Raw genomic sequence first — 19431 nt, 5'->3', positions numbered from 1 at the left:
CAGACAAAGGCGCTGGCGCGGCGCGGCTCGGCATGTCCCTGCCGGTCCTCGACCAGGCGCCTTCAGGCTCGGGTGGGTGGAGAGATCATGAAGGCACAGGTGAAGCCGCGCATTAATCTGGAAGGCCGCACGGCGCTGGAGACGGTGATTCCGCTTGCGACCCCGTTCGTGGTGTTCGTGGACCCCGCCAGCGCGTGCAATTTCCAGTGCACCTTCTGCCCCACCGGCCATCGCGACCTGATCCGCGAGACCGGCCGCTACCAGGGCGCCATGAAGTTCGAGGTCTTCACCAAGATCATCGACGATCTCGGCGCCTTCGACGACAAGATCAAGGTGCTGCGGATGTACAAGGACGGCGAGCCGTTCCTGAACCGGCGCCTCGCCGACATGATCGCCTATGCCAAGGCGAGCGGGCACGTGGACTATATCGACACCACCACCAACGGCACCTTCCTCTCGCCCGAGCGGCTCGCGCCGGTGATCGCGGCGGGGCTCGACAAGATCAACATCTCGGTCGACGGCATGACGGCCGAGCAATACCGGCGGTTCACCGGCTTCGATTTCGACTTCGAGGCCTTCGTCGAAAATGTGAAATGGCTCTATGCCAACAAGGGCCAGTGCGAGGTTGTGATCAAAATCCCCGGCGAACTGATCACCGAGGCGCAGCGGGCTGAATTCTACGAGACCTTCGGCGATCATTGCGACCGCATCTTCATCGAGAATTTCGCCCCCTGCTGGCCGGATTTCGACGTGGAAGCGCGCAGCGGCGTCAAGATCACCGGCGGCATCTACCAGCAGCCGGTCGGCAAGACAGACACTTGCCCCTATATCTTCTACGGCTATTCCGTGAACGCGGACGGGCAGGTCAGCTCCTGCTTCCTCGACTGGGGTCGCAAGCTGATCATCGGCGACGTGCGCCAATCCTCCATGAAGGAGATCTGGACCTCGGAAAAGATGAACGCGCTGCGCCTCCAGCATCTGGAGGGGAAGCGGTGCGAGAATGGCGTGTGCCACGGCTGCGGCCAGCTCAGCCACTGCCTGCCGGACTCGATCGACGCCCATCGCCCGCAGATCCTGGAGACTTTCAAGGCGAAGATGAGAGTGAACCCCGCCGTTCCAGCTCCCGGCGGAAGCCCCGCGCGCCTGCCGGCTGAGGCCGAATGAACATCCTCCACATCGCCCCCCATCTGGGCGGCGGCGTGGGGAAGGCGCATGCCGCGCTGGCCGAGGCGGCTCTCGCCCGCGTGGACGGCGCAGGGCGGGGTGCCGCGCGGCACTGGTTCGCCCTGCTCGAGCGCCCGCGCGACACCCATTTCGTGGAGCGCGTGCGCGCCGCCGGTTGTCCCGTCATCATCGCGCCTGACCCGCGCGAACTGGCCGGCCTGGTCGCGGGCGCCGATATCGTGCAGGTGGAATGGTGGAACCATCCCCGCCTTTATGCCCTGCTTGCGACCAACGCCCTTCCGGCGATGCGCCTGGCGGCGTGGGTGCATATTTCCGGGCTGGCGCCGCCCCTGATCCCCGCCGGGCTCGCGACATGCGCGGACAAGGTGCTGTTCACCTCGCCCTGCTCGCTGAAGGCGGCCAACCTCGCGGCGGCGCTTTCGGCGCGGCCGCAGGCGTTCGGCGTGGTCAACAGCGGGTTCGGCTTCGATGCCCCGCCGCGCCCGCGCCATCCGGCGCCCACGGTGCGGATGGGCTATCTCGGGACGCTCGATTTCATCAAGCTGCATCCCGGCTTCTTCGACATGGTCGATGCGGTGACGCACGACATCCGGGTTTCGCTCTGGGGCACGCTTGATCCCACCGGCGAGGTGGCGGCGCGGGCGGCGGCGATGCGCCATCCCGAACGGGTGCGCTTCGAGGGCTATGCATCCGACCCGCGCGCGGTCCTCGGCGCGATCGACCTCTTCCTCTATCCGCTCAATCCGCAGCATTACGGCACCGGCGAGAACGCGCTGGTGGAGGCCATGTCGGCCGGTGCGGTGCCGCTGGTCTGGGACAATCCGGCGGAGGCGGCGATCGTGACGCATGACCGCAACGGCTTCATCGCGAACAGCATCGAGGCCGGCGCGGCGCTGATCGAACGGGCCGCCGGCAATCCCGAGCGGCTGCTGCGCATGGGTGCGGTGGGCGCGCGGGACGTGGCGCGCACGCATGCTCCCGCAACATCCCTGAACCAGTTCGCGCGTCATTATACCGACTTGATGGAAAAGCCGCCGCGGCAGCGCGATTTCGCCGGCGCCTTCGGCACCGACGGGCGGGCCTGGTTTCTCTCCACCCTGCGCGCGCGCACGGACGCGGCGGGCGGGGAGGACGCGGCCGCGTCGCGCTTTTTCTGCGGGCGTGCGGAAAAAGGCAGCCTCGGGCATTTCCGCAGCTGCCTGCCCGACGATGCGAGCCTGGACACCTTCGAGGGAGAATGAGGCAACCGGTCCTGCTCAGCCGAGCAGGATGCTGCCCCGCAGTTCGCGCTCGCTCACAATCAGTCCCGGCAGATAGCCCTCGTCGAGAAAGTGCTGGCGCGCGTCTTCATTGTGAATGAACACAAGGCTGGAGCGCTTCGCCGCCGCATCCAGATGGGGCACCGCCGGGCTCACCAGGATGCGGCGCTCCAGCCCCATCTCCCGCAGCAGGCCGGCGACCGATTGGCCGTCCTCGACGCCGTCGAGCTGGATGCGATCCAGCCCCGCGATGCCGTTCGCGAGCCACGCAAGGGTCTGGGCGAGGATCAGCAGCGGCAGCTTCTCGATCTGGTCGATCGCGCCGACGCCCTTTGGGTCGAGATAATGGATGCGGCAGATCAGTTCATAGGCCCGCAGGAAGTCGCCGCGTCCCAGCCAGAGCCGCAGCGCCACCCGCATGCGGGTTTCGACGAAGATGTCGATCATGTCGCGGAAAGCGCGCTTCTGCTCCAGGCTCAGCGTGGTGCCGGCGCGGCGCAGCAGGGCATAGACGAAATATTCGAGCCCGCCACGATAGCAGTCCCAATCGTTCATCGTCTGCTCGTGGCCGGCCTGGATGCGCGCGGCCACGGGGCTTGCGGTCACCGAGCGATAATAATGCTTTCGGCGGAACGCCACCGGCCCGTGCTGCACCACATGGGCAAGATAGCTGAACGCCCAATAGCAGAAGCGCGAGTCGCTGGAGATGTCGCGCACCGCATCCGCACGATAGATCACGGTTTCCGGGAAGATGTGGGTGTTGATGATGTGGCCGAGCAGATCCAGTTCCTGGCCGGGATGGATGACGAAATCCTCCGGCAAATCGAAGAACAGCGGTCCCGGTTGCTTGGTCACGTCGTCATAGAGTTCCCACGGCGTATAGCAGGCGCGGATCTCCGGATTTGCGCGCAGATAGGCGATGGTTTCCGCCAGCGCCGGGGCGTCGATCAGGTCATCGTCCGCGAGATACATCACATAGCGCCCGCGCGCGCGGCGGAAGGCGGTCATGAGATTGGGCATGCCGCCCTTGTTTTCGTCCTGCCGGACGTAGGACAGCGCGAGCCCGCCCCCCTGGTGCCGGGCGACGATCTCGGCCGTGTTGTCGGTCGAGGCATTGTCCGAGACCACGACCTCGAAAGGAAACGCGAAGGCGCAGTCGCGGGCCAGGCTGGTCAGCAAATAATCCAGGAACGGCGCACGGTTATAGGTCGGGATGCACAAGCTGAGGATGGGCTGGTCGCGGATGTCCTCGGGTGCATCCGCAGGCCGGCTCACGGGCGCCGCGATGGAGATATGTCCGGGAAAATTCATGAGTTTAGCTCCCGCGCCGTGGCGTCCTTGGAGGAGATGATGCGGGGGGCGGCCGGCCATGCGATGGCGAAGGCGGGATCATCCCAGCGATAGGTGCGCGCAAGACCGGCGTCGTAGGTTTGCGACATCTGGTAGAAGACCTCGCAGCCGGCCTCCAGGGTCAGGAAGCCGTGGGCGACCCCCTCGGGAATATAGATCGCGTTGCGGCGGGCGGCGTCGAGCTCGAGCCCGGTCCAGGCCAGGTAGGTGGGCGAGGCTGGGCGCAGATCCACGGCGACGTCGAACACCCGCCCGCGCGTGGCGCGCACCAGCTTCGCCTCGCCCTTGGGCTCCAGTTGCAGATGCAATCCGCGCAAGGTGCCGCAATGGGGATTCCAGGATGTGCTCGCCTGGGGGAATGAGGTCGCCAGCCCGTGGTCGGCGAACGCCTCGGCGCAGAAGGTGCGCGCGAAAAGGCCGCGCGCATCCGCATTCGGGCTCACATGCACATGCATGACGCCGGCAATGCTGGTCGGCGCGATCCTCACGGCAGAACCGCGAGATCCGGGACCGCCACCACAAAGCGTCCGCCCCAGTCCCGCACCAGGGCGTTCGTGGCCATCACCTCGTTCTTGATGTTCCACGGCAGGATCAGCACGAAATCGGGCTTGGTCTGCGCCAGCTTTTCCGGCCCGTGGATCGGCAGATGGCTGCCGGGCAGCAGGCGGCCCTGCTTGTGGGGATTGCGGTCCACCACATAGTCGATCTGGTCCGGCCCGACGCCGCAAAAGTTCAGCAGCGTGTTGCCCTTGGCGGCCGCGCCATAGGCCACGACATGCTTGCCTTCATTATGGGCCTGATGGAGGAACGCATGCAGTCCCGCGCGGATCGGCGCGATGCGCTCCTGGAAACTGTCGTAGACCGCGTCCGCGTCGAAGCCGGCGGCGGCTTCGTCCGCGCGCACCTTGGCAACGCCGGGCATCTCGGCATGGCCATGGGAGGCGGCCGGGCAGGCGAGCACCCGCAGGCTGCCGCCATGGGTCGGCCATTCCTGGACGTCGAAGACTTTCAGCTTGTGCGCGGCGAAGATCTTCTCCACCGCCAGCAGCGAGAGATAATAAAAATGCTCGTGATAGATCGTGTCGAACTGCACGCTTTCGATAAGGCGAAGCAGATGGGGGAATTCGACGCTCACCACCCCATCGGCCTTCACCAGGCGTGCGAGCCCGGCGACGAAGTCGTTGATGTCCGGCACATGGGCGAGCACGTTGTTGGCGACGATCAGGTCCGCGCGATGGCCGCGCGCGGCCAAGCCCACGGCCACGTCGGCGCCGAAGAAGCGGGTTTCCGTGGGCACGCCCGCCGCGCGCGCCGCCTGCGCCACGTTCGCGGCCGGCTCGATGCCGAGGGCGGGAATGCCGGCGGCGATGAAATGGCGCAGCAGATAGCCGTCATTGCTCGCCACCTCGACCACCTGCGACGCGCGGGTCAGGCCGAAGCGCGCGGTGGCGTAGGTGGCGAAGCGCTGGGCGTGGGCCACCCAGGAATCGCTGTAGGAGGAGAAATAGGCGTAGTCGCTGAAGATGTCCTTCGGCTCCACAAACGCGTCCGCCTGGACCAGGCGGCAGGAGGGGCACACGCTGGCGCGCAGCGGATAGCGCGCCTCCTTCGTGTTGCGCCGGTTTTCCGGCACGTAGGCGTTGGCCAGCGGCATTTCGCCGAGATCGACGAAGCGCTGGCGCAGCGGCGTATCGCAGAAGCGGCAATGTCCGGGCGTCATCACCCGCCCGGCGGTCATGCCCGGCCTCGCGGAGCACCCGGTGCGCGCATGCGGCCGTCAGCCCCGGTGCGGGGATGTGTGCAGATCTCTTTCATAAGGGCCTCCGCCAACCGTTCAATCGGATGACGGATGGCAGCTAAGGCCCGATGGCTTGTGCGAGGCTGAAGCAGCGGGCACGGCGTCTCGTTGCCGTCTCGCCGCAGCTTAGATCATCGGCGCAAAATCATCAGCGGATCACGCCCTTTGCCGCGAGCGCTTCCAGCTCGGCCGCGCTGTAGCCGAGCCGCTCGGCGAGCAGGGGGGCGCTGGAGGATCCGAGCGCGGGCGGCATGCGGCGCACCGGCACGCGTTCCCCGTCGAGCCGATAGGGCGGGGCGAGGACCTGGGCGCTGGTTTCCCCTTCGCCTTCGGCGTGCGGAACATCCTGCGCCTGCACCACGAGGCCTGAGGAGCGCGCCCGCGCGGAGGTCAGCGCCGTATGCAGGCCCAAGACCTCGCCGCAGGGAATGCCGGCCTGTTCCAGGCGCGCCAACAGTTCCGGCCGGTGCCAGCGGGAGAGCTCCTCCTCCACCAGGGGGATCAGGATGGCGCGGTTACGCGCGCGATCGAGATTGGTGGCAAAGCGCGGATCCTCGAACAGGTCCATGCGCTGGATGACGGTTTCGCAGAACCGCCGGTATTGGGCATTGTTGCCCACCGTCATCACGATCGGCCCGTCGAGGGTGGGGAACACGCCATAGGGCACGATGGAGGGATGGGCATTGCCCACCGGCGGCAGGTCCGCCTGTCGCGCCAGGGCTTCCAGGCCGTAATAGGAGGTGAGCGCGATGCCGCAATCATAGAGCGCGAGTTCCACCTCGCGGCCCTGCCCGGCGCGCTCGCGGGCATAGAGGGCGGCGAGCACCGCCTGGGCGGCATATTGGCCGGTGAACAGGTCCACCGCCGCGACACCGAACTTCAGCGGGGGGCGGCCCGGCTCGCCATTCAGCGCCATCAGCCCGGTCTCGCCCTGCACCACGAGATCATAGCCCGGCCGCGACGCTTCCGGCCCGCGGGAATCATAGCCCGCGATGGAGCAATAGATCAGGCGCGGGTTTTCCGCGCGCAGCTGTTCGTAGCCGAGGCCGAGCTTGGCGGCGCCGCCGGTCTTGAAATTCTGCACCACCACGTCGCTCTCGCGCGCCAGCGCCTTGACGATGGCGAGCCCTTCGGGCGTTGCGAGATCGACGCCGATGGAGCGCTTGTTGCGGTTCACGCTGTCGAAATAGGAGGTGTTGGTGCCGGCGGTGCGCACGCCCCAGTCCCGCGTGTCGTCGCCGCGGCCGGGATGCTCCACCTTGATGACGTCGGCGCCGAGATCGCCGAGCACCATGGCGCACCATGGCCCAGCAAGGATGCGCGACAGGTCGAGAACCCTGATGCCCTCAAGCGGCAACGCGCCGCGCTCCCCTGCACTCATCGGCCAACTCCGTACGTGAACCCGCGCCTGAGGCGCGCCTCCCCTTCCACCAGTTTCCGGGGGCTCAGTTCAAGCACGAAATGCGGGGCGGGCGCATTCAGCGCGGCGCGGGCGCCCGGCGGGTGAAGATATCGGCGAGGCGGGCGCCGTCCGCCGCGCGGGTGAGCACGCACCAGTGCAGCAGCTGGTCACCCTGCACCCGCTGCGCCTTCACCGCGATGCGCACCGCCTCCCCGATCTCCACATTGGAATGGAACACCATGTCCCGCGCCACCGTGAACAGGCCGGCGGGCGCCTGCAGCGCCTCCCATTCGGCGCGATCCACGAAAGCCTGGAAGGATGCGAAATACAGGAAGTCGGCGCCGTTGAAATCCTGCGAGGGGCAGGGGCGCACGGTGAGCGAAATGCCGCTCTCGCCGTCCGAGTTCGGAAAGCCGAAGTGCTGCGCGAACCGGCCGGCGCGGATGGTGGCGGCAAGCGCGGCGGTGCGCGCGAGGCTCGGCTTGGCCGCCGGCGCGGAGAAGCCGGGAAGACCGACCCGCGCCAAGGCCCGGTTTCGCCCCTTTTCCTTGCGCTTCACGAACACGGAGGTCATCTCCACGCTGCCCATGGGGACGCCGTCGCGCAGCAGCTCGTGGCGGCTCGCGAACTGGGTGCGCGAGATGCGTTCCAGGCGCGAGCGCAAAACGAGGCTGTCATGCTCGCGGAAGGCACCGAGCGTCGCGTCGGTGACCTGCACCGCGATGAAGGCGGCATAGACGGTGGCGCCGTCGACATCCCGGAAGTCCGGCACCTCGCGCCCGGCGCCGCGCGCCAGCAACAGCCAGTGGCGATGGCCGAGTTCCTTCAGCAGCCAGGTTTCCGAAAGCCCGCCATAGGCGAGGTGCGGCATGCCGAGACGGATTGGCTCGGCCAGCGGGTCGCTCGCGCGGAAGGCGGGCAGGGAGAGGCCGGCCGGCAGCAGGCTGGCCGCGGAAGGCAGGCGGAAGGCGAGGCTCATGAGGGTTCTCCGCGTCGCGTCGCTCACACCGCAAGATCGAGTTTCACGGGCGCGCGTCCCCGCACGCCGAGATGCTCGCCGATGCGCGCGGCGAGATAGGCGGCGTCGCGCCCGACCCCCACGAACCGGCCGGAGCCCCAGGAATGCAGCCAGGGCAGGCCGAGCACATAGAGCCCGTCCATGCTGGTGACGCCGCGCTTGTGGGTGGGATAGCCCGCGCCGTCGAACACCGGCAGGTCCACCCAGGACCAGTCGGAATGAAAGCCCGTGGCCCAGATGACGGAGGTGATACCCGCCGCCACGGGATCGAGCTCGCGCACCGCTTCGCCCGGCTGCCAGAGCGGGCTGTAATGGGTGCCCGCCGGCGCCGCGATCTTGTTCTCGGCAATGTGCTTGTCGATCAGGCCGCAGATGCCGTTATAGACCGCGTCGGCGGAATCGAGATTCTGTTTGAGGTCGTCGCGGAACTGCAGGCGCCCGCCGCTGATCGCCTCCAGCCGGCCGTAGAGCTGCATGCCTTCCAGGGCGAAGCGGCGCAGATCAATGTCGCGCCCGCCGTCGCGCCCGGTAAGATAATGGTTCGCCTTTTTGCGCACCTTTTCCTTCAGCGGGTGGTTTTCCACCGGCAGGTCGTATTGGCCGAGGTCGGCGAGCCAGTCCACGCTGTCGCGGCCGCGATAGACGCGCGGGCAGCGCGGCGCGCTGCCGACGATGAGGTGCACCTTGCGCCCCGCGAGGTGCAGGTCCTCGGCGATCTGGCAGCCCGACTGGCCCGAGCCCACCACCAGCACCTCGCCTTCGGGCAATTGGCCGGCATGACGATATTTGGAGGAATGCACCTGCACGATGCTTTCCGGCAGGCGCTCGCCCATGCGCGGCACGTTCGGGACATGATAGCCGCCCACCGCCAGCACCACCGCGCCGGCGGTCACGGCCCCGTCCGCCGCCTCCACGAGAAAGCGGCCGTCGTCCTGCCGGGACAGGCGGCTGACGCCGACGCCCTCGCGCACCGGGGCGGCGATGCGCTTGGCGTAATCCTCCACATAGGCGACGATCTCGTCGCGCTTCATGAAGCCGTCCGGCTCGCTGCCGGGATAATCGTAGCCCGGCAGCTTGCACTGCCAATTGGGCGTGACGAGGCAGAAGCTGTCCCACCTTTGGTCCCGCCAGGCATGGGCGACGCGATGCTTCTCATAGATCACATGGTCGATGCCGCTTTCGCTCAGATAAGAGCTGGCGGAAAGGCCGGCCTGCCCGCCGCCGATGATGACGACGCTGTGGTGCGGAAGGGAGTTGTTGGTCATGGGGGGGCTCCGATCAGTCTTCGAAGGCGTCGATGCTGACGCGGGCGTCGGGATGGTTTGAAAAGGTGCGGCCGGTCGCCTCGATGCGGGCGAGCTGGCCCAGCGCGAGGGAGCACGGCATGCCGTATTTCGCCCGCACCCGTTCGCTGGCGGTGGTGAGGGCGTCGCGGCTCTTCGCGAGGAAATCGGCGAGGGCATAGCTCTCGCCGGGGGCGAAATGGTCCTTGATGACGAGGGAAGGCGAATAGCAGGCCTCCTTCGTCCCGTCGGGCCAGCGGATGTGGAAGCGCATTTCAGGCATGGGTCGCCTCCAGGGCGGTCGGCGCGGTTTCGGTCGGCTCGATTTCGGCCGGCGCCGCATCGGCGGGGTCCAGAAGCCGGGCGTAGGTGGAAAGGTGCGCCTGCGCGGTGCTGTCCCAATCGTGGCGGGCGGCGACGCGCGCGCCGTTCGCCGCCAGGCGAGCGCGGGTCGCGGCGTCGAGCGTTGCGTCCAGCGCGGCGGCGATGGAGGCGACGTCCAGCGGGTCGCACCAGGCGACGTCCGCGGCACCGAGATATTCGGTGAAGGGCGCGATGCGCGCGGTCGCCACCGGCACGCCGCTCGCCATGGCCTCCAGCACCACGAGGCCGAAGCCTTCCTTCAGCGAGGGGAAGGCGAGCGTATCGGCGAGGCGGTAGAGCGCCGGCATGTCCGCCTGCGCCAGCGGACCGGTGCGGATCACCGCGCCGTCGGGCAGGGTGAGGCGGGCGAGGGCGAGGTCGAACGCCTGCTGCACCGTGTGATGGTCCAGCAGGGAGGCGCCCCCCGCGATCACCAATTGGGCCGTGGGCCGGCGGGCGTGGACGCGGGCGAAGGCCTCCAGCAGGCGCACGCTGTTCTTGCGCCCCTCGATCCCGCCGACGGCGAGGAACACCGGCCCGGCGCCGAGTCCGAGGCGGGCGCGCAAGGCGTCCTCCCGCCCGTCCGGCGCCGGCGAGAAGCGGCGCGTGTCGACGCCGTTGCCGACGATGTCGGCGGGGCGTCCGAGCCGCGCGGAAAGCTCTTCCTGCCAAGTGCGGCTCACCACCAGCAGGCGGTCGGCGTGCACCATGGCGCGGGTCTGAAGCGCCATCAGCGCGCGATCGGCGAAGGCGTCCACATGGTGCACCGTGCGGGCGAAGGCGCGGATCAGCCCGCGTTCCTTCAGGGTCGCCAGCGCATTGCCGGAAATGCCGTCCTGGGCGTGGAAGACATCAAACGCCCGGTGGGCCGTATCCTCGAAATGGCGCACATAATCGGCGATGCGGATGCGCACCATGTCCGTCATGTCGGCGCCCACGGGGGAGGCCGGCACGCTCAGCGTGCCGCACAGGCTGGTGCGGAAGAAGCCGGCGCCCTTCGTGTCGGGCGCGTGCACCACCACGGAATGGCCGAGGCGCGCCAGCGCATCGCCCAGTTCCAAAGCGTGCACCACGCCGCCGCGCGGATTGGTGGAATGGGCGAGGATCGCGATGCGCAGCGGGCGATTGGGCGGGAGAACATGCGCGATCATGAGGCGATCTCCAGTGGCGCGCAGCCGATGAGTGGGCTTCGCGCGAAATCCCAGATCAGTTCGCGTGCGCCGCGATGGTTCAGCGCCACCTCGCCACCCGCGACCGCCGTGCCGATGGCGGCGGCAGAAATGCCGCGCGCGGCGAAGCGGGCGGTCACTTCCGCCACGTCGGGCGGTGCTACGCTGAGCAGATAGCCGAAGCTCGGGAAGCTCAGCAGCCAGCGCGTCAGGTCCACGCCCTCCGGGCGGGGGATGGCGGCAAGCTCGATCTCCAGGCCGATGCGCGAGCATTCCGCCAGCATGGCGGCGGTGCCGATCATGCCGGCCTGGCTGATGTCCTTGGCGGCGCGCGACAGCCCGGCCTCGGCGATTTGCGGCAGCAATTCGATGTCGCCGCGCAGGCGGGCGGGCGGCGCGTCGCTGGCCGCCTCCCAATTGGAGAAGGGTTCGCGATAGCGCCCGCGCAGGTCCACGGCGGCGACCAGCGTTTCGCCGGGCCGCGCGTCGAAGGAGGTGAGCAGCTTTTTTGCCCGCCCGAGGATGGCGACCGAGAGCGCGCCGGCCTCGCTCTTCAGATTGGAATGGCCGCCCACGAGCGGCACGCCGAACGCCTGCGAGGCCGCGCGCAAGCCCTCCAGCACGGGGGCCGCGCCGTCTTCTCCGTTCGCCCATACGGCGTCCACGATGGCGAGCGGGCGCCCGCCCATGGCGGCGACGTCGGAGATGTTCACCATCGCCCCGCACCAGCCGGCGAACCAGGGATCGCCGGCCACGAACGCATTCATGAAGCCCTCGATGGCGAGCAGCAGAAAGCCGTCGCCGTCCGGGATCGCCGCGCAATCGTCGCCCACCGGCACGGCGGAGGCGGACAGGCCGAGCCTTGCGGCCACCGCGCCGATGTCGCGCTTCGCGGCAAGGCCGGCGCCCGCCCGCAGGCGCTGCGCAAGTTCAGCGAAGGCGCGGGTTTCGATCATGACGCGGCCCGCCGGGGCAAGGCGACGAAGCCCGTCGCGCCGGTGGAGATCGGCGGGTAATAGGCAAGGTCCGCCTCCATGCGATGATGGGGCCGCCCGTGCAGATCGAATTCCGCCACGCTGCGCCAGCGCATGCGGCGGAACAGCAGCAAATTTTGCGCCTGCACATTGGCCAGGAACTTCACGCATCCCTGGGCATGGGCGGTGGAGACCGCGAGGCGGATCAGGGAGGCGCCGAGCGCGCCGACCTTGCGATAGTCCTCCGCCACCGCGAGCCGCGAGCCCCACCACACGCCGGGCGTCTCTTCGTGGATGCGCACCGTGCCCACCACGTCGTGCGCCGCGATGCCGAGGAAGGAGACCGCGACGATGGGTGTCGCCACGTCGTCGATGGCGTCGCGGTCGTCGCTGCCGAACAGGCCCTGCTCGCCGCAGAACACCGTGCGGCGCAGGCGGGCGGCGCCCGCGCGCTCCCAGGCTTCGGTCGCGTGCTTCACCTGGAATTCGGAGGCCAGGAACGGCTTGAAGGGCTCGAACATCACGCGCATCCTCCCCGCTCATAAGTGGAGAGGGCCGAGCAGGCGCCGCACTTGCCGCAGCCGGCCTTGATGTCCACGGACTTCAGCCCGCTCTCCACCAGCATGCGCGCCAGCGGCTTCAGGATGGCGTGCATGAAGGCGGGCGGCGGGGTCGGGTGGCTCTCCAGCGGCGTGCCGGAAATGGGCACGAACGGCACCACGAAGGGATAGACCCCCATGCCGACCAGCTTCGCGCACATGGCGAGGATCTCGTCCGCCGTGTCGCCCAGGCCGGCGAGGATGTAGGTGGAGACCTGCCCGCGCCCGAACACCGGCACGGCGGCCTCGAAGGCGGAGAAATAGCGCTCCAACGAAACCTGCGCCTTGCCCGGCATGATGCGTTCGCGCACGCCCTGCGTCACCGCCTCCAGATGCATGCCCAGCGCATCGACGCCGGCGTCCCGCATGCGGGCGAACCAAGCGTCGTCGTCCGGCGGCTCGCACTGGGCCTGGATCGGCAGGGCGACCGCCGCCTTCACTGCCGCCGCGCTCTGCGTGAGGATCGCGGCGCCGCGATCCTTGCCCGGCGGGGTGCCGGTGGTCATCACCATATGCTTCACGCCGTCCAGCTCCACGGCCGCCTTGGCGACCTCTGCGAGCTGGGCGGGCGTCTTGCGCTCGATGGTCCGTCCCGCCGCCAGCGACTGGCCGATGGCGCAGAACTGGCAGGTCTTGGTGCGGCTCGCGAAACGGATGCAGCTTTGCAGAACGGTGGTGGCGAGCACGTCGCGCCCGTGCAGCACGGCGATCTTGGAATAAGGCACGCCGTCCGCCGTCACGCGGTCGTAAAAGCGGGGGCGCACCGGAAAGCTCACCTGCGCGATCGGCACGCCGTCGCGGCTGATGCGGCTGTTGCCGAACGCGTCCGGCTTCTCCACCAGATAAGGGCTCTCGAAGGCCGGCGCGGTGTGCACCGGCACCATCACAGTCATGCCGTCGAGGGTGAGCGCCTTATGGTCGGAGGGACCCGCCCCGCCGCGCCGGCTGTCCGCGCCGGCCTTGGGATCAACGAGCCGCACCCCCAACGATTGCAATTCGTTGATCAATTGCGCCGTCGGCAGGGGCGCCAGGGCGGCGGCGTTGGGCATCGTCTGTTTCATCGCTGGCGCTCCCGAAGGCGGGGAAGGACGAGAAATCCGCGACCACGTGCATGGGCACGGCGGGCCGGTTGTCGAGGTTGAGGCTGAGCAGTTCGGGGCGGGCGTAATGGCCCACGCTATCCATCATCCGCTTGCGCTTGGTGATGAGGGCGAGGTCGATGTCGGCGATGAGGATGCCCTCGCCCGAGGTGAGCGGGGGCACCACATGGGCGCCCTCGGGGGAGATGATCGCCGTCATGCAGCCGCCCATGAGGCCCTTGCGGAGCTTCTCCTCCGGCGAGATGCGGGCGATCTGCTCTTCGGTCAGCCAGCCGGTGGCATTGACCACGAAGCAGCCGCTCTCCAAGGCGTGGTGGCGGATGGTGACTTCGATCTGGTCGGCAAAGATCGGCCCCACGAGCGAGCCGGGGAATTGCGCGACGTGGATTTCCTCGTGCTGCGCCATCAAAGCGTAGCGGGCGAGGGGGTTGTAATGCTCCCAGCAGGCCAGCGCCCCGACCCGGCCGACAGCGGTGTCGACCACCTTGAGGCCGGCACCGTCGCCCTGGCCCCAGATCATGCGCTCGTGGAAGGTCGGGGTGAGCTTGCGCCGCTTGAGCAGCAGCGTGCCGTCGGCATCGAAGACGAGCTGGGCGTTGTAGAGCGAGCCATGGTCGCGCTCGTTGACGCCCAGCACCACCACGATGGCGTGCCGCTTCGCTGCGGCGGCCACCGCATGGGTCACCGGGCCGGGAACGACCACGGCGTTGTCGTAGAGGCGAAGATGCTCGGCCCCCGTGAGCACCGGCGGGTGCACGAAGGAGAAATAGGGGTACCAGGGCAGGAAGGTCTCGGGAAAGACCACCAGCCCGGCGCCCTTCTCCGCCGCCTCCGCGATGGCGGCGAGGACGCGCGTGAGCGTGCCCTCCAGGGTGTCGAGATCGGGTGCGATCTGAACCGCGGCCACGCGGACCTTGGTCTCTTTCGGCATCTTCGCCTCCATCGTGCGTGGGTCGAGACCGGGCCTCAGAGGGTCCAGGTGTCGAGGATGAAGGCGTTATCCCGGCGGTGGAGCAGCACCAGGTCGAGCACGTCCAGCGGGCTGATGGGGGTGATGCCGGGGATCAGCGAGGGCTCGCCATGGCCGTAGAGGGCCTGGAGCGCGAAGCGGCAGGCATAGACCTTGCCGCCTTCTTCCATGAATTTTGTGATCTGGTTGTTGAAGTTCTGGTGGCCGGGGAAAGCCTCGTCGCCGAGCTTGGGAAAGCCGCGCTGCACGCCCAGCGTCACGCCGGGGCCATAGAGCAGGATCGAGGTCTCGAAGCCCTTGCGCTTGAGGCGGGTGGCCTGGAGCAGGTTGACGAAGCCGATGGAGCCTTCGAACGCCACGGTGTGGAAGGTCACGAGCGCCTTCTCGCCGGGCAGGGCTTTGACGTCCTCGAACTTCTTGTCCTCGTAATCGACGAAGAAATCACCCTTCTGGTGGGCGGGGGCGGTTACGGCGGGCATGCGGAACTCCTCGTTGGGTGGGCCCCCTTGGCGGTGCGGGGCTGACGAGGAGTTTTGCAATCAATGTGCCAATTTGGCTGTCTTTTGAAACAGTCAATAATATCAGCGATACGCAGTCAATTATACATTCAATTATGAGATTGGGGCCGCCGGTCAGATGCTTAAGCCCTGGGCGCCGTGCGCAAGTTGCAAGCGTGCCGTGCACAAAAGTCCAGCAAACACAAGGCGCGAGCCTAACCGTAAAATCCGCGCTCCCGGAACATCCCGGAGGTGACAAGGCCGTGATGCAACACTATACAGTCAATTTCCGGGGGACGCAAAATCAACGCGTCGCGGCACGAGGGATTGAAGACGCATCGCCATGGTTGACTGGACGCCGGACCTGACGCGCAGCGACAAGCCGCGCTATCTCGCCATCGCCGACATCATCGCCGAGGACATCCGCGCGGGTCGCCTCTCCGTGGGCGATCGCCTGCCGCCCCAGCGCAAGCTGGCCGACCGGCTGGCGGTGGATTTCACCACCGTCGCACGCGGCTATGTGGAGGCGCAGAAGCGCGGCCTCGTGGAATCCCGCGTCGGGCAGGGCACGTTCGTGCGCGCCCCGAGCCGCCCGGCGCCGGCCCCCGCGCGCCACAACCGGCCCGAGCCGGCCGACCTTTCCATGAACCTTCCGCCCGAGCCGGACGATCCCGACCTGATCGCGCGCATGCAGGAGGGCGTGGCGCAGGTGAGCCGCGATCTCGTCTCCCTGCTGCGCTACCAGGGCTTCGGTGGCGCCCCCGCCGACAAGGATGCCGCCTCCGCCTGGCTGAGCCGGCGCGGCCTGGTGCCGGCGCAGGAGCGCATCTTCGTGACGCCGGGCGCCCATTCCGCGCTCATGGGCATATTGGGCCTGCTGGCGAAGCCGGGCGACACGGTGCTGTGCGAGAGCCTCACCTATCCCGGCACGCGCTCGATTGCGGCCCAGCTCGGCCTGCGGCTCACCGGGCTGCCGATGGATAGTGAGGGCATAGATCCCGATGCGTTCGCGGATGCCTGCGCGCGGCTCGCGCCGAAGGCGCTCTATCTCAATCCCACGCTCCAGAACCCGACCACGCTGACCATTCCCGAAACCCGCCGCGCGGCGATCGCGGCGGTGGCCCGGCGCTTCAGCGTGCCGATCGTGGAGGATGACGCCTATGGCTTCATCCCGGTGCAGCGCATCGCCCCGTTCGCGGCGCTGGCGCCGGACATCACCTGGCATATCGCCGGCCTTGCCAAATGCATCGGCGCCGGTTTGCGCGCGGCCTATGTGCTGGTGCCGGACGTGCGCTCCGGCTGGCCGTTCGCCGCCGCCATCCGCGCCGGCAATGTCATGGCGTCCCCGCTCACCGTGGCGCTGGCCACCCGCTGGATTGAGGACGGCACGGCCGATTCCATCCTGCGCTTCATCCGCGCCGAGACCGCCGCCCGCCAGACTCTGGCGACCCAGATCCTGCCCGCCGGCACCTTCCGCGCCGATCCGCTGAGCTTCAACCTGTGGGTGGAACTGCCCCAGCCGTGGACCCGCTCAGCCTTCGTGGGCCACATGCGCTCCACCGGCATCGGCATCGTGGCGAGCGACGCCTTCGCCGCCGACGGCAATCCCCCGGAGGCCGCGCGTGTGTGCCTCGGCGGCCCGGTCAGCCGGGAGAAGGTGCGCGGCGCGCTCGAATATATGGCGCATGCGCTGAGCCATTCGCCCGAGCATGCCTCCACCGTTCTGTAACGGCGTTCACCCGCGCCGCTTGCAGCCGGCGCCCAGCCGGTAGAGCCGCGCGTCCGGCCGGCGCGACACCGTTCCCACCTGCGGGCTGCTCAGCGCCCCGGTGATGGCGAACGGATAGCCGAGGTCGTTCTCCCGTCCGTTGAGCGGGCGCGGCTCGGCATAGATGTTGATGGTGTTGCGCGGCAGGTCGATGGTGCCGCGCCCGACCACGCGCACATGGTCGGTCTCGATCACCAGGGCCGGCGTGGTGCGTGCCACGCCGGAGGTGAAGGACAGGGGCACGCTGACGCAGCGCAACGCCGTGCTGTCGCTGCGCACCGCCTCGTTGAACAGGCCGGCGATGATGCCGAGGCCGGCGAGGTCCAGCTTGCCGGTGGCGAGCCGCCCGCCGGTGAGCCCCACCGATACGGTCCCGTTCAATGTGCGCATGAGTGCCGCGTCGGATGTGGGATCCACGGACATGTCGAAGGCAAGCTTCAACCGCCCCTGGGTGGCGAAGCCCACGTTGGAGGCATTGAGGAAGGTGGAGAGCGGCCAGCCGTCCACTGTGCCCTTGGCCCGCACCAGCATGGGGCTGGCCGTGAGGTCGCTCTGCACCGCCGCCTTGATGCGCCCGCCCATGTAGGAGGCGCTGAAGGGATCGAGCCGCGCCATGCCCTTGTCCAGCGTCAGCCGCGCCTTGAGGCCGCTCGCGCTATCGCCGGCGCTGTTCAGCCGGTTCGCAGAAATGTCGAGATCGAGGTCGACGAGGCGCGTCAGGTCGATCTGGGGCTCGGTTTTCGGGTCGGCCTTGTCCTGCGTGGCGGCGCTGCGGCGGGCGCGGTCCGCCTCCACCGCATCGCGCGAGGCTTCCGCGAGCGCGGCAAGCTCGTCCACATAGACCAGCGGCGAGGTCAGCTTGCCCTCCAATACGGTCCGGCCCGGTCCGAGCGAGCTGGAGAGAACCCCGGTGATCTCGGTGCGCCCGAGGCTGGCCTTGCCCTCCGCCTTCAGGCTCTCCGCGCTGGCCGAAAGCAGGCCGGAGAAGGTGACCGGCGCATTGGACGCGGAAGAGGCCCCCATCTGCGCCGCGAAGGCGCCGAAATCCGGGACTTCGAACGTGCTCGCGAGGCGGATCTCGTGGGGCGCGCGGGGGCCGGCGGTGTCGTCGCGCACCAGCGAGAGCGTGCCGCTCATGACGCTGCTGTCGGCGATCCGGCCATCGAGCGCGTCGACGCCGATGGTGCCGTCCGTGTCGGACACGTCGAGCGTACCCACGATGCGGCCGAGGCCGGTGCCGGGCGCCGACAGCAGATCCGCCACCGGCAGGTCCACCGCGCCGGAAAGAACCACTCCGTCCAGTTGCAGCACGTCGTCCACCGTGCCCTTGAGGCGGAACACCGGGCGGTCCCGCGGCCCGGCCTGCAGGGTGATGCCGCGCAGGCGCACCTGCCCCTTCGCCGTACGCTCCACCGCCCGCACCGAGATCGGTCCCACCTCGCGGATCGACTGCTCGAAGGCATTGGTCTGGATCAGCATGTCGCGCAGAACCAGCTTGTCGAGGTCGCCTTCCAGGAAGCCGGACAGGCCGGTGATCACGATGTCCCGCAGCCCGTTCGCCACCGGCGGCGTGGTGCCGGGCGCCAGCAGGTCGGAGCGGAAGGAGAGCGACAGGCCGGTGCCGGCCTGCAGGTCCGCGAGCGCGCCGGCGATGGTCAGGGTCTCGCCCTCGGCAAGGGTGGCGGCGAAGGACAGGTCCTTGACCGCCAGTGCGCCGGGATCGCCGGCCAGGGTGAAATCGAGCCGGGCCGTGCCATCCTCCGCACGCGCCAGCGAGAGCAATTGCAGCGCGTCCCCGATGCTGGCGGAACGGGCTGTAACCTGCAGCGCGAGGTCCCGGTCGAACGCCGCCGAGGCCGCGGAGCCGGCAAGGTCCAGCTCGAGCCCGCGGGTGACGAGGGCGATCTGCGTGCCGAAGCGCCCGTCCGCCGGCTTCGCTTCGCGGTCCAGCGTGCCGTTGAGGGTCACGGCTTCGCCGTTATAGGTGCCGGTGGCCGAGAGGCGTTGGGCGCCCGCCACCGAATCATAGGTGCTGGAGAGGCTGTCCACCCGCAGGGCGAAATTCCAGCCCTGGGGATGGTTCGCCTCTTCCAGAAGCAGGTCGCGGATTTCCACTGTGGGAACGGCCGTGAGCACGCCGACGATGCGGGCGGTCACCGGCTGGGAGGTGGGATCGACGGCGTCCAGCGGGGCGTCGGCGGCGGGCAAGGCAAGGGGCGCCGCGCCGGAGCCTGAGTCCGGGCCGGAGGCGGGGCGCGAAACCATGGGCAGGAGGATGCGCACACCCTCCACCTCCGCCGCGTCCACGGCGAATCCACCCAGCAGCGCAGGATAATCGGTGAGGGTCAGCGCGACCGTCTGCAGGTGCAGCTCCACGCCGGCGCCGGCCACATCGAGCACCGTGACATCGCCGAGCCGGGCGGTGAAGCGGGGAAACAGATCCACGCTCACCGCGCCGCGCACTTCCACATCGGGGCCCACGCTGGCGCGCAGGAAGCGTTCCGCCAGGTCCTGCCGGCGCGCCGCAAAGCCCGGCAACTGCGTGAGCGCCACCACGGCCGCCACCATCAGAAGCAGGGCCGCCGCCGCGACGGCCGCAAGCCTCACCAGCCAACGCATCCCACGCTCCCTGTTCGATGACCCGCCGCGCCATCCATTTCCCGCGCCTCTTGTGTCACGCTTTTGGGATCGGCGTC

17 protein-coding genes are annotated in these 19431 nt (G+C 68.7%); 3 read left to right on the top strand and 14 right to left on the bottom strand.

The genetic code is table 11. The features are described from left to right. Positions 1-87 precede the first annotated feature (87 nt). Together V5F78_RS17890 and V5F78_RS17885 are read left to right on the top strand one after the other, a co-directional pair. Positions 88-1164, top strand: coding sequence for a radical SAM/SPASM domain-containing protein (locus tag V5F78_RS17890; protein ID WP_394067652.1), 1077 nt, complete (start codon positions 88-90; stop codon positions 1162-1164). After that, a complete protein-coding gene (locus V5F78_RS17885) occupies positions 1161-2426 on the top strand; it encodes a glycosyltransferase (RefSeq protein WP_394067650.1) in 1266 nt (421 codons plus the stop codon). Before V5F78_RS17890 ends, V5F78_RS17885 begins: the two co-directional genes overlap by 4 nt. 15 nt (positions 2427-2441) lie before the next feature. Here the strand turns inward: V5F78_RS17885 and V5F78_RS17880 are convergent, their stop codons facing one another. The 13 genes from V5F78_RS17880 to V5F78_RS17820 form a co-directional block, all read right to left on the bottom strand. Continuing rightward, the gene (locus V5F78_RS17880) at positions 2442-3755 is read right to left on the bottom strand and encodes a glycosyltransferase family 2 protein (protein ID WP_394067649.1); all 1314 of its coding nucleotides are present in this window, start codon (positions 3753-3755) and stop codon (positions 2442-2444) included. Next, positions 3752-4282, bottom strand: a complete 531-nt coding sequence (locus V5F78_RS17875; RefSeq protein ID WP_394067647.1) for a dTDP-4-dehydrorhamnose 3,5-epimerase family protein — start codon at positions 4280-4282, stop codon at positions 3752-3754. Before V5F78_RS17875 ends, V5F78_RS17880 begins: the two co-directional genes overlap by 4 nt. Beyond that, on the bottom strand, positions 4279-5514 hold the full coding sequence (locus tag V5F78_RS17870; RefSeq protein WP_394067856.1) for a methyltransferase domain-containing protein: 1236 nt from the start codon (positions 5512-5514) through the stop codon (positions 4279-4281). Before V5F78_RS17870 ends, V5F78_RS17875 begins: the two co-directional genes overlap by 4 nt. Before the next feature lie 226 nt (positions 5515-5740). After that, positions 5741-6973, bottom strand: a complete 1233-nt coding sequence (locus V5F78_RS17865) for a CaiB/BaiF CoA transferase family protein (protein ID WP_394067645.1) — start codon at positions 6971-6973, stop codon at positions 5741-5743. A 97-nt stretch (positions 6974-7070) separates the two neighbouring features. Continuing rightward, positions 7071-7973 (bottom strand): Pnap_2097 family protein, encoded by a 903-nt coding sequence (locus V5F78_RS17860; RefSeq protein WP_394067643.1) that lies wholly within the window; start codon positions 7971-7973, stop codon positions 7071-7073. 23 nt (positions 7974-7996) lie between these two features. Continuing rightward, positions 7997-9277, bottom strand: coding sequence for an MSMEG_0569 family flavin-dependent oxidoreductase (locus tag V5F78_RS17855; protein ID WP_394067641.1), 1281 nt, complete (start codon positions 9275-9277; stop codon positions 7997-7999). 13 nt (positions 9278-9290) lie between these two features. Further along, positions 9291-9578: an MSMEG_0570 family nitrogen starvation response protein gene (locus tag V5F78_RS17850; protein ID WP_394067639.1), complete on the bottom strand. Its 288-nt coding sequence runs from the start codon at positions 9576-9578 to the stop codon at positions 9291-9293. Then, the gene (locus tag V5F78_RS17845; RefSeq protein WP_394067637.1) at positions 9571-10809 is read right to left on the bottom strand and encodes an MSMEG_0565 family glycosyltransferase; all 1239 of its coding nucleotides are present in this window, start codon (positions 10807-10809) and stop codon (positions 9571-9573) included. Before V5F78_RS17845 ends, V5F78_RS17850 begins: the two co-directional genes overlap by 8 nt. Then, positions 10806-11783 carry a sll0787 family AIR synthase-like protein gene (locus tag V5F78_RS17840; RefSeq protein WP_394067635.1) on the bottom strand — a complete coding sequence of 326 codons (978 nt, stop codon included), beginning with the start codon at positions 11781-11783 and terminating at the stop codon, positions 10806-10808. Before V5F78_RS17840 ends, V5F78_RS17845 begins: the two co-directional genes overlap by 4 nt. Further along, complete coding sequence (locus V5F78_RS17835; RefSeq protein WP_394067634.1) at positions 11780-12325, bottom strand: MSMEG_0567/Sll0786 family nitrogen starvation N-acetyltransferase; 546 nt, start codon at positions 12323-12325, stop codon at positions 11780-11782. Before V5F78_RS17835 ends, V5F78_RS17840 begins: the two co-directional genes overlap by 4 nt. After that, complete coding sequence (locus tag V5F78_RS17830) at positions 12322-13461, bottom strand: MSMEG_0568 family radical SAM protein (RefSeq protein ID WP_394067632.1); 1140 nt, start codon at positions 13459-13461, stop codon at positions 12322-12324. The genes V5F78_RS17835 and V5F78_RS17830 overlap by 4 nt, the downstream gene beginning before the upstream one ends. Then, on the bottom strand, positions 13367-14431 hold the full coding sequence (locus V5F78_RS17825; protein ID WP_394067631.1) for a Nit6803 family nitrilase: 1065 nt from the start codon (positions 14429-14431) through the stop codon (positions 13367-13369). Before V5F78_RS17825 ends, V5F78_RS17830 begins: the two co-directional genes overlap by 95 nt. Before the next feature lie 35 nt (positions 14432-14466). Continuing rightward, positions 14467-14949 carry an MSMEG_0572/Sll0783 family nitrogen starvation response protein gene (locus V5F78_RS17820; protein ID WP_394067630.1) on the bottom strand — a complete coding sequence of 161 codons (483 nt, stop codon included), beginning with the start codon at positions 14947-14949 and terminating at the stop codon, positions 14467-14469. A gap of 361 nt (positions 14950-15310) precedes the next feature. Between V5F78_RS17820 and V5F78_RS17815 the strand changes: the two genes are divergently transcribed. After that, positions 15311-16696: an aminotransferase-like domain-containing protein gene (locus V5F78_RS17815; protein ID WP_394067629.1), complete on the top strand. Its 1386-nt coding sequence runs from the start codon at positions 15311-15313 to the stop codon at positions 16694-16696. 6 nt (positions 16697-16702) lie between these two features. Here V5F78_RS17815 and V5F78_RS17810 read toward each other — a convergent pair whose 3' ends face one another. Then, a complete protein-coding gene (locus V5F78_RS17810) occupies positions 16703-19354 on the bottom strand; it encodes an AsmA family protein (RefSeq protein ID WP_394067627.1) in 2652 nt (883 codons plus the stop codon). Positions 19355-19431: the final 77 nt, after the last annotated feature.

The sequence above is a fragment of the Roseixanthobacter glucoisosaccharinicivorans genome, from assembly GCF_043195095.2.
Taxonomy (GTDB): Bacteria; Pseudomonadota; Alphaproteobacteria; order Rhizobiales; family Xanthobacteraceae; genus NCEH01.
This window is presented reverse-complemented; position numbering and strand designations above follow the sequence as displayed.